Genomic DNA, 11,791 nt, shown 5'->3' on the forward strand with positions numbered 1-11,791 from the left:
CCAGTCACAGCGCGACCGCCACAACGTCAGGGTGATCGACGTGGTCGGCCCACAGGAGACATTCACCTGAGGTCGCCACGCCGCATTGCAGCTTTCGCATTCCTGCCGTTCGTGAATCGTGCAGCATTTCGGCTGGCGAGCGTCGGCAGAGCGGGACTTTTCAAACTTTAGCTACATTTGCATCAATACCCAATTAAGCGAACCGTTCAACAAACCGTCGCTATTGGAACGGGCTCAAAATTGTGGTCCGACACCACCCCTTCCTAGCTAAAGCCATTTTTTTTGGATTGAGGATTGATACGGATGAAGCTTGATGCAGACTATTATTTGTGTGCAGTCGAACATATCACTACTTGTGCTGACACTGATAAGTCCGTCCGGGGACAGCAGGGGAATCGCGTTTGGGTCTGCCTCGTCACATAGAGGTCGAAAATCTTCGAAACCTGACCACGAACGCAGCGAGAGAGCCCACAAGTTCACGATCCGTTCGCCCTCTTCACGCTCAAGTTTCCAAACGCGATAGCCCTGGGGACAGGGGAAGTGTGCTCAAGACCTAATTTGTGCAACCATGCCCCCTTACGCTCATAAATAAATTTGCACGGGGAGAAAATAGGATTGAAGAATGTAACTGATGTGCAGATGTTCAAGCAATGAAACAAGCGCCTTATCCCATCAAACTCACCGAACTCGAAGAAGCGTTCAGATCGGCATGGACCGGCATTAATTCAACACCGTATATCGTGGACGCCCCGATTTCACGGCAGATAAGAGAGATTGCAGAGCAAACTGCTGCACAGGTGCCTCTGGCCAACCTTTTCAGGCATTGTCCGACCCTAGCGGTATGGGCCGTCCTGACCCCTCTGGCCCGGAATTATGGCGGCGGAAGCATTGATGTGTATTCCCATATCAGCGCGTTCCTGAAGGAATCCTTTTCAGAAACCTATGCCCGCGACATTCTTAAGTCCCGCTACCGGCAAGCCGCCAGAAAACTCGGACTGCCGGTATCAGGAACAACACCAACCGACCTCTTCTTCGCACCCCTGGGTCCGGCCCGGTCTCAATACAGCGATCTTGCCGGGGCCTTCGTCGGACTGGCCGCCTATTCGGGACCGCCCGCCATTGAAGACACGCCCTCCGCAAGGTCCTGGCAGCGACGGGCGGTATATCTTCGCTGCGCCGGACTGACGCGCCTGAAACAAACAATCAGCTTTGATCAGTCCGCACATTGCGCGCGCCGCTTCGAAGCCTGGCGGCAAGGTTCTGAGCCGCTCAACGACAATGAAGAAGACCTCTTCGAAGCCTATGACCGGGCCGTCAGGTCCTATGGCCGCAGCCGTCAGGATCTGACAGGACCACCGACACTCTACTGGACAGGGGATCGTCTCGGCATCGAGGCCGAGAAATCCAGACTGACGCAGTTGATCAGGACGGGCCCCTTCCCGATCCAGCTGAAAAGCGGTGAGCGGGTGTCTTTTGATCCACCCTGGTCGAAGACCATTTTGTGGACCTGCGGAATGACAAGCCGTGACGTGCCCCTCGGACCGTCGCAAGGCGAGGTCCTCATCTTAGATGCAGACAGTGGCAGCTTGCTGTCACGGGTGGAGTCCGGGACGCAGACCACGGAAGTCGCCGCCCAGCGCCTGATCATACTTGCCGGTGAACCATTCCGCACCCCGGGTTTCGGTGAAGCCCTCCCTGCGGCGGATCCGGATTATTTTGTCGCCTGGATTGCACCCGGTGATGTCATTACCTTCGAGGCCCGGGGCGACCTTTCTGTGATCTCGCCACAGGAAACCGCAATCTGGGTCGATGGCGCAGCCCTCGCCCGGGATGGCAGTCGCGCCCTGCTCGCCGCCGACAGCGACCTCGTGATTAAACTCGATCCGGAGATAGGCGGAACCCAGAGGATCGTGCGGGCACGAACCGACACCCAGGCCCGATATTCAGGCATTCGGGCCGATGAGGAGGGTGTGGCGCGCATTTCCTTCATGGACTTCGGTTTCTCCGCATCCGACAATCCCACGAAAGTCATCTTCGAAGTTCTTGCCCCAGGCGCCGCCGGCGATCCTGACGCCCGATCAGAACTCTCCGTCTCGACGTTTTTCTGGCCAGGCGTACACAGCACCGGAGACGAAATTACCCGGCTGCCATGTCCCGGCAACTTCAATGCCGCCCGCAGCGCCGGGCTGCGCAAGGAGGATGAATGGCTCTTCGTCGATCTTGGTGCCGATCTCGAGGCCCCGATCCTTGGACTGGATATCGGCGGAGAAATCAGGGAATTCCACATCAGAACCGGGGCTGAAACCCTTCTGCATAACCGCCTCGCGACAGGTGAGCGGCGTATCATTGCCCGTGGCGCAATGCTGACGTTCGGCCACAACAATCGCCATGACACAGTGTTGTTGCGCAGTTCGGATCGCGACGCCGACCTCCTGGTCCTGGGGCAGACCATCCGGCGCCCGTTCTATGCACGCACCTCATTCGAGATCAACGCGGAAATGCTGGATCAGGAGGACATCACGGACGACCGTATTGCCCTTAGGCGTCAGGACGGCCGGATCGACATCTTTGCAAGGTTTGCCCGCGCCCAGGATCCCTCCGATATCCAGACTGAGGAAGACAAAGACAGCCTTACCCTGTTCATCACGCCGCAGATGCCTTGCGATGCGTTGCTGGTACGGATCGAAGCTGTGGACGGCACCAGGCACAAGGGAGAGATTGCCTTCGGGCGCCTGCCGGCCGAGATTGGGGCCCCACGCGGTGTGTCAGCTCAGCGCGACCCGGAAACCGGCCGGCTTGCGATCCGCTTCGACAAGGCGGCTTATCCCATCCCCGCAAAGGCACGGTTCTGGGCCCGGGATGAAGATCATCCGATCTTCAAGATCATATCAGACGTGCGGCAGGCACAGATTGTCGTCGGACTTGGCCAGCCTCTGCAAAACCCCGATCAGCCGGCCCTCTCGCGGCTTGCCGGACTTCTTGCCGACCCGGTGCCGGCCGCCCTGGAAAACCAGATCGCAGGATCGATCGGAGAGGCCTATTCCTCGGCTTTCGGCATTCTGGGAAAATCCCGCATGGTGGGCGCAGTCCGATCAGTTCTGAACGTGACTGGTACGGCGGGCAGTCTGCCACGACACGACCTTGCAGATGTCGCCCCCTGGATCTTCGAGGCCTCCCCTCATGCCCTGAAAGGCATTCCCGAGGCCTCGGGTCTCGCGGTTCTGAATAAACTATCAGAGATCCCCTCTGCCCCGGACCTTCCAGATCCCGAGGGCGACGCGCCCCTGATGCAGTGGCTCACACGCGTCACCAACGACCCGGACCTGCCTGCGGGACTGGATGCCGGAGCGCTTCAGCACGCCTTTCGCACCCTGCGGTTCAGGCTCAGGGAGACCGACCTGCGGGATCTCACGGCGGAAGGACGCCTCGGCGCGACATCCCGCGTCATCTGCGCCACATGGACTGAGGCTCTGCAGGAGTTGCGCGCCTTTGACAGCGGCGGGGGTGGCGATGACCGCCCGGCTCGCATGGCCATAGCAATCGAACGGTTTGCGCGCGCGGCCGCCCTGCATCGTTGCGATGCCTATATGGACGATCTTGCCTTCCGGACCGGCTTGCCACGTCCGGAAATCGGCCGGACAATGACCCTGATGCTCAGAGGTGGGGCTGAGTTCTTTCTTCACTTTCGGGCCCTGTGGTCACATGCCTGCCAACAACAGAAAGACAGACAATGACAGACCTCGATCCGAACCTCTTTCGCGACCAGTTGAATCACGTCCTCGGACGGTTTGTTTCCACGTCATCACCGATCAATGAAATCCGGGCTCCTGCCCTTGCTGACAAGATGCGGTCGCGCATCGGGGCATTGGATTTCATCAAGGGCCCTTATGTCGAAACACTTCCCGACTTCGAGAAAGGCAGAAGCATCGAAGGACTGGAGCATGCCGGGCTACTCTCCCCTCACTGGAAGGCATTTCAGAGCACAGCCCCTTCTGTCTGGACACGGCCATTGCATTCGCATCAGGAAGAAGCCCTTCTGCGCGACGAGAACTATCTCGTGGCGACCGGCACCGGATCAGGCAAGACCGAAAGCTTCCTCTATCCGCTGATAGACCATATCCTCAGACAGGGGGATCTGGAACGTCCCGGCGTCCGTGCTATCCTGGTCTATCCGCTCAATGCGCTGGCCAATGACCAGTTGAACCGGATCGCCCAGCTTCTCTTTCGCGACCTCGGCGACCCCGGCATAACGCTCGGGCGCTATACCGGCCAGGTGAAGGCCAGTGCCACCCGCGATCAGGAAATCACCCGACTGCGGTCCACGCCGAGTTTTCTGGAAATCTTCGGAGAAGATGCGGACGTGCCGGAGAACTGGCTGCTGTCGCGGGCTGAGATGCGCAGCGGGCCGCCCCATATCCTGATCACGAACTATGCGATGCTGGAGCATATCCTGTTGCTCCCCACCAACAGACCGCTTCTGTCGCGCGCCGATCTGCAGACGATCGTGCTCGACGAGATCCACACCTATGCCGGGGCACAGGCGATCGAGGTTGCCTTTCTGCTGCGCCGCCTGAAGGCACACCTCGGCGTGCCGGACGGACAGGTGCGCTGCATCGGGACCTCCGCCTCCCTCGACCCGGACCGAAAGGGCGAGCTTTCCGATTTTGCCTCCCGCCTCTTTGGCGAACCCTTCTCCGGGGCGGACGCGGTGATCACTTCGAAGAAGAAGTCGCATCCGAGCCTCTCAGCATCTCCAGAGCCAAGCGGGCTGACGCCGGCGCGATGGAAGAGTGCAGGAGAACTCGCGGCAGCTGCCCGTGAAGCGGTTCAGAACGACACGCCGCTATCCGCGGAAGACTGGAATTCCGAAGCAGATTATCTGGGTCTTCCCGAGCTTGAGGTGCGTGCGGATATTCCTCTTGGTGACGCCCTCATAGAACGTCTCGGACAAATGACCGAGATCGGCATGCTGGCCCACCGGCTCGAGGTCGGCGCCATCCCGATCGAAACCTTGGCACGGGAGATCTTCCCCGATGCGGAGTCGGACGCCATCCCGGCGCTCACCGGCCTGATTGCTGTCGGCGTGCTGGCGATCAGTGCAGATTCCACCGTTTTCCCGCTTCTGCCGGCGCGCTACCACCTGATCTCCAGATCACCAGACCGGGTTGGCATTGCACTTGGCACGCAGGTCGAGGAAGGCGTCCACGAGGTTGTAATCGGGGCCGAGACAGGAGAAAACGACCGGCCGGCCTTTGAGCTTTACGTCTGCCGGAACTGCGGCGAGCCCTACGTCGAGGCCTGGCAAGGTCCGGTCGGGTTCGAGCCCTCCCCCGGCAACGGCGCGCGCCACCTTCTGCGCCTTGTGCCGGGAGAAATGGCGGCGGAAGAGGAAGAGGACGACGAGGAAGACACAGATCCCCCGCTGCTCCTGCACTTCGACCCTCTGACCGGTCACCCGATGGATCCCGACGAGGCAGGCTCCGTTGCCCTTGAAGATGTCTCGCTGCGCGAGGACCCGGATGATGGCGGGCGCTTCCTGCACCGCTGCGTGGCCTGCAATCACCGGTCCGCTCGCTTTCTCGAGCCAATCACGACGGTGCGCCCGGGCGACGAGGCGCTGGCCGCGGTGGCGGCACAATCCCTCCTCGAAGCCCTGCCAAAGACAGAAAACGGGAAAAACCCGCCGATGGGCGGGCGCAATCTTCTGGTCTTTTCGGACAACAGGCAGGATGCTGCGTTCTTTGCGCCCTTTTTCGAGCGCACCTCACGAGAACAGGCCATCCGGGCCGCGATTCTGCGCGCAGTGACCGCGGGAGGGCGGATCGACATCGACAACCTGGTCGGCGCCGTCGAACGCGAGCTGAGCATCGACGGGCTGCGGCTCTACAATCCCGGCGTTGTGCCAATCCTTGAGACAGGCTCAAACCAGAGGCTGCGCCTCAAGGCCTTCATCGCCGCAGAACTCACGATTTTCGGCCGGGGACGCCTCAGCCTTGAAGGGTTCGGCCTGATCGGCGTCGACTACGAGCAGATCGACCGGCCGGTTCATGCCGTTGAAAAATGCCTGCCGGGTCCGATGAAGCCTTATGCCGAGGCCTTCGTGCGTTACCTGCTCAAGATCGTCCGTGAGCACCGTGCCATTGCACAGGAAGCCTCGGGCATGATCAACCTCGAAGATGAATCGATCTGGACCCGCATGGCATATCAGCGCAATCGCTGCATCTCGCGCCAGAAGAACGTCCACACAACGCTCGCCTTGCCGCTGATCCCGGCCGCAGGCTACAGAAACCGGTTCACAGCACTGCTGGCCAAGATGGCCGCCGCATGCAGCACCACGATTGACGATCCGACCATCCAGGATGTGCTCGTTGCCTTCTGGAAGGCGATCGAGAGTCCCCGTTCGATGACCGCCAAACATGGCGTCGGCCGCGGGCTGAAGCTGGACCGGACATTCATCATCCTGCCCGGGCGCGACGTGAAGCTCTACCAATGCAGCAAATGCGGCAGCCGCACCCAATTCGATACGGCCGGTGTGTGTCAATCGATGGGTTGCTCCGGCACCTTGCAGGAAATTCCGCAAGCCGAACGCGCGGAGATGGCCTCGCGCAATCACTATGTCGCGCGCTACCTCGAGCACCCCCTGATGGGCATTGCCCGGGAACATACGGCAGCGATTGCCAGCGAGGTCCGCACAGATATCGAGGAGAGCTTCAAGGAAGGTGAAGTGAACATGCTGTCGTGCACCACGACGATGGAAATGGGCGTCGACCTGGGAGATCTCGAGGCGGTGCTGTGCAAGAATGTGCCGCCCTCGATTGCCAACTACCAGCAGCGCGCAGGCCGTGCCGGCAGACGCGCACAGGTTGCCCCGATCGTACTGACGACAGCTCGCTCCGGCCGCTTTGATCGCGCGGTCTACGAGGCCTTCAGCGAATATCTCGCGGCAAAGCCGATCGTGCCCTACCTCACGCTCGATAATGCGGGCTTTTTCCAACGCCACCAGCTCTCGATGATCCTCGCGCGATATCTCGACCACAGGCTTGCAAACTACGGGCGCCCGGGCGCGCCGCGGCTGCGCGATATTCTGGTCGATTCTCCAACGGCGCAAGCGCGCAAGGTCTTCGATCAGGACTTCGAGACGTGGCTTGCCGGCGCGGATGCGGATCTCGAAACGGCCGCGGCACTTGGCACGCGATTGCCGCCGAAGAATGCAGATATCGCGCTGGATGCCAACGGCCTGCGCGACATGATGCGGCGACGCCTGATGGCTTTTGCCGATGCTATCTGGGGCCGCTGGTCCCTTATGCAGGAGGCCATCGACGAGCTGGAAGAGCAGCGCAAAACGATTGAAAAAACGGCTGCGGACCAGTTTCAGAAGACCGATCGCGCGCTGAACGCCCTGCGCACACAGCAGCGCCTCTACATGAACCAGTTCCTGGTCGATCAGCTGTCGCGGCGCGCGGTGATCCCGACATATTCCTTTCCCGTGCATTCGGTTTCTCTGGAGGTCATCAACTCGGCCGGGCAAACAGCAGATTCCGCTCTTCTGGAGCTGGACAGAGACGGTGCAATCGGAATCTCAGAATACGCCCCCGGATCCGAAGTCGTCGCCGGCGGGCGCGTCTGGGTCAGCGATGGCATCTCCAAAAGATCCAAATTCACCGGAGACGATGCTTTCATCGACCGGGCAAAATATCGCGTCTGCGACGCCTGCACTTCGCCGCAGATCACCCTTGATCGCAGCGAGCCGGAGGAACATTGCCAGCAATGCGGATACCAATTCCCAAAAGCAAATGCGACGCGCAATTTCATTCGTCCACACGGGTTCCTGACCTCGGTCGCCGACGGACAGGGTCGAGACCCGGGCGCCAGTCGGATCCGGCCGACCATAGCGGATGAGGCCCTGCTTCTGACCGAAGCGCCGTTCGAGAAATACCAGAACACAGATCTTGCCGGCATCAAGACCTTCCATGCCCCAGGCTCCAACCGCCCGGATCACGAACTCGGGCGGATCATTACGGTCAACCGCGGCAGGCATCGCGGCGGATTTGCCTGGTGTCGCAACTGCGAACATGCCGAACCTGCACAGGGGTTCGGGCCTGACCGCGCCTGGCAGCAGCCAACGGCGCTGGGGACCCACCTCAATCCACGCACCGGCCTGCCCTGCCGGTTTGATCCGGCCACGCAGGTCTACCCGATCGACCTTGCACATGTCTTTGAGACCGATGTGCGCGCCGTTCTCTTCGAGGGCATCCCGCGCACGCCGGATGGGGTCGCCATCAGTCACGAGATCAATCTTGACCGGACGCTTCAGGAGGCGCTCCGGCTGGGGGCGGCGGAGTTGCTGGAAACCGACGCGCGTGACCTGCGCGCCCTTGTCCAGAAGCTCAACGGACACCTTGTGGTGGTGCTTTACGACAGCGTTTCAGGCGGCGCGGGCTATGCCACCCGGCTGACGCAGGAAGAAGGCTTCCTGGCACGGGACCTGCTGATGTCCGCGCGCAAAATTCTTGCCTGCCCGAACCCCGATTGCATTTCAAGCTGCACCCGGTGCCTGAATGATTATTCCAATCAGCGCCACTGGTCAGACTTCGAACGGCGACCCGCTCTGGGCTGGATCGAAACACTTCTCACCAATGCCGGCGTTGAAATTGACCCCGAATGGAAGGCATGAAACCCTCTATGAAAAGCAATGCGAAAATAGCCGAAGCCGCTGCCGGAAACGGCTTCAAAACTGCAACCAGTGAAAAAGTTGTCAGTGAAGCCTCTCACGAACCGCATCCGATCCTGCTCAGATACGCAACCTGGGATGAAGATTACATGGATCCGGATCCAACCAGCCACTTCCCCCTGAGAGAGATCGCACCGGACGCCACCGCTTTCCTTGCCCGGGCCGGCCACTTCTCACAGCGCGACATCAACTTCCTTGTCAAGCGACTGGGATTCCAGGTTGATCCAAAAGATCATACCGCATTCTATGATGCGATCCTCGACATTGCGGAAGGTAAAGCCTGGATCATTCCGATGATCGAAGTGGAAGTGGTGCGGAACAGGCGCGGGATAAAGCACGGGGCAGCGAGCTACCGGGATACGGTCCAGAAGAAAAGTCGCATTATCGGAAAGCTTCCTCTGATGAAGCTGCGATTGGAGGGAAACGACCACCTTGAAGATCGTGTGGGAGATTTGCTTGTGAATGCGAAACCGCCAACGGATCTGGTGGTTGGTGCCTTCTGTGAATATGCCGTGGACCACTACATTCAGGTCATGGAAGCCTCCAGTAAAGAGGAACTCTTCGACATGTTTACACTCGCCATTGGCGAAGCAGGTCCGGAAAATATGTTCGACCACCTTTTCAAACTTGCCGAGGATAGCGGGTATTGGGACTCTGTCATCGAAATTCTGGACGCCCGTATCAGTGTTCACCTTGAGACAGGAGTGGATCCGACAGGCAATCTGCGCGCCGATATCGTGAAAACACTGAAAGCCCTGGTCGAAACCCTTGACGAAAACAGCGACTCGGAAGATTTCACGGCAATTGCAAAGCTCTCAGAACGTGCTGCCGGGATTGCGGATGGCACGCAGTCTGAACGCGCAGATGAAATTGCGGCCTCCTTCGAAAGTATTGGTATAGTACTCGAAGAGGAATACCTGACAGAGGCCCGTATCGTCAGGCTTACTTCCCGAGACATCACCGAAATGAAGTCTGACATTTCGGCCGCGCGGGAAGATCACGATTCCAATATTGCCCGCAGCCAGGAAATTGATGCGCTGATTGCTGACGCCACCAGGTCAAAGCGATATGACGAGCTGGGACGGCTGGCTGGCGAAGGAGAGAAACTCGAAGCAATCATCAAGGAAAACGATCACAGACACAGTCACCTTCAGGCCATCGTTACTGCCATTCTGACCGACGATGCCGTGGCACTGGAAAATCTTCTGCCCGGGCAGACATCCCAGGGCGATACAACGCACGAAGACGCGCTTGATGCGCACGTGTCGCCGAAGGACGAACTCCGGAACGTCGCGCATGACGAGCATCCGGACACCGCAGAAACCGCTGAACCTGACCCGGCGCCGGAGACCGGCCTGGGTGACGCGCGGGATGATATCCCGGAGGCCGAACCTGAAGATCTCCCCGGAGACACCCCTGAGGAAGCCGTTGAGCCGTCCAGGGCCTCCGGCCTCCCGGAGCCTGAACCTGTGGAGAGCCCGGTGGCGCAGGCGTCCTCAGAGCCTCTCACCGATGAGACACCCGCCAACGATATTTCAACTTCGTCCCCTGTTCAGACCGAAACGAAGCCCGATGATCGGACGGCAGAGACACGCAAAGCTGACAAAGATCAGGATGCTTCGGAAGATACAGCTGATGATGCCTTGGATGATACCTTGCAGGGTGCGGAACCGCCGCTCGACGCCGCACTCCTGGGACTCCTGATCGATCGAAACCTCATAGGTATCGCTGCGGACGCTGCCGGCGCTCTGGAAGCAAAAAACTTCGCCTGGCCGGTCGAGGCTGCAGCACTCCGGGCCGCGGCGGCAAGTCGGGCGCAGCACGGTGACTACGGACCGGACACCCAGAGGTTCCTGACCCTTGCCAACCGCGCGGCGACGGTCGTCCAGACCGACATGGGTCGCAACATCCTGCTCGGCGCCCTCTTGCGGCCAGCCATTCTTCAGCAGTCCTTCAGTCTGCGCACCCTTCTTCCTGATCTTGCCCGGGGCACACTCGGCGCACATCTGCGCGAGGTTGCCGAAGCTATCGCCGAACTAGAATATGACTTTCCGCCCGGATCGGATACGCTGGCACGCCTTTCCGGAGCCCGGCTTGTTCCGCAACGCAAGCGCATTATCGACCGTCTTGAAGAATGGTGTGCGATCATGTCGCGCAAGTCGTCGAGATGGAGTTTCGCAACCCAGTTCATGCATCATATCGTTTCGGATTCCGGTCTCATCGGACAGGCGCTCGCGGCCATCAAGGCAGGCCAGAAAAATGCTTCGGAGCTTGCGCACCGCGCCATTGATCAGCTATCGACTGCAGCTGAAATCGAGGACAGGGGGACTGAATTTGCTTCCAGTATCGGCAGGCCTTCATCCCGCCTGCATCCAAAGGGTGTCGAATATCTCCATCGCCACTTCGATGAAGCCATCGGCATCCTTTCGGCCTGGATTACGGCCTTTGAGCGTGAAAGCACGCAAAATCAGCGATCAGAAGAGCGCATGCGCACTATCGTGGGAAACCTGGCCTCCCGTCTTGAGAAGGCCCTGAAGGGGTTGTCGGGCGATACATCGGGCTCACCCATTTCACGCGCCGTGTCGTCGTGGCTGGTGCGCCGGATCAAGGAAGCCAGCCAGGCCCTGAAGGGGTCCGATACCGGCGAATTCCTGACAATCGAAGAGGCGCTGAAATCCGAAAGGGATCTTCTACCAAATATGGCCCGCCGGGCTGCTTCCGAAGAAGAGGCGCAACTCGGCGCCTTGATCACTGTCTTCGAAGAGGACGGAATACCTGAACCTCGCGCTGCATTTGAACGCGCGTGCAAGGAGGGTTCCTTTGAAGTTGCGGGACGGCTTGCGGGGCGCTTCAATCTTGACGAAAACGGCAAGACTGGCTCCGACATCGCCGCATTCACGACAGTCTGGAGCGAGGAAATCTCAAGCCGGCTCTCCCGGATGAAAGCTCTTTCAAAGGTGGATTATTCTCACCAGGAAGACATCGTGCGTCGTCTCGACTGGTGCGTGTATAGGGCGGTTGCAAATTAGGCCACGGTAGCGCCGGTATTTTGCCGGGGCG

The 11,791-nt window shown here is 59.7% G+C and carries 3 protein-coding genes; all 3 read left to right on the forward strand.

The window, feature by feature from the left end; all coding sequences use genetic code 11:
• The first annotated feature begins 650 nt into the window (after positions 1-650).
• Genes P1U48_RS13405 through P1U48_RS13415 form a run of 3 tightly spaced genes read left to right on the forward strand, consistent with a single transcriptional unit; the run spans position 651 to position 11,760 of the window.
• Positions 651-3,734, forward strand: a complete 3,084-nt coding sequence (locus P1U48_RS13405; RefSeq protein WP_301069572.1) for a hypothetical protein — start codon at positions 651-653, stop codon at positions 3,732-3,734.
• Complete coding sequence (locus P1U48_RS13410; protein ID WP_301069574.1) at positions 3,731-8,674, forward strand: DEAD/DEAH box helicase; 4,944 nt, start codon at positions 3,731-3,733, stop codon at positions 8,672-8,674. The genes P1U48_RS13405 and P1U48_RS13410 overlap by 4 nt, the downstream gene beginning before the upstream one ends.
• The gene (locus P1U48_RS13415; RefSeq protein WP_301069576.1) at positions 8,662-11,760 is read left to right on the forward strand and encodes a hypothetical protein; all 3,099 of its coding nucleotides are present in this window, start codon (positions 8,662-8,664) and stop codon (positions 11,758-11,760) included. The genes P1U48_RS13410 and P1U48_RS13415 overlap by 13 nt, the downstream gene beginning before the upstream one ends.
• The last annotated feature ends 31 nt before the right edge of the window (positions 11,761-11,791 follow it).

Origin of the sequence: Pseudooceanicola sp. (genome assembly GCF_029213205.1) — a bacterium.
GTDB lineage: Bacteria > Pseudomonadota > Alphaproteobacteria > Rhodobacterales > Rhodobacteraceae > Pseudooceanicola.

Excerpts from the sequence above, each read along its gene's own strand:
- P1U48_RS13405 (WP_301069572.1), top strand. The coding sequence starts at position 651 with ATGAAACAAGCGCCTTATCCCATCAAACTCACCGAACTCGAAGAAGCG.
- P1U48_RS13410 (WP_301069574.1), top strand. The coding sequence starts at position 3,731 with ATGACAGACCTCGATCCGAACCTCTTTCGCGACCAGTTGAATCACGTC.
- P1U48_RS13415 (WP_301069576.1), top strand. The coding sequence starts at position 8,662 with ATGGAAGGCATGAAACCCTCTATGAAAAGCAATGCGAAAATAGCCGAA.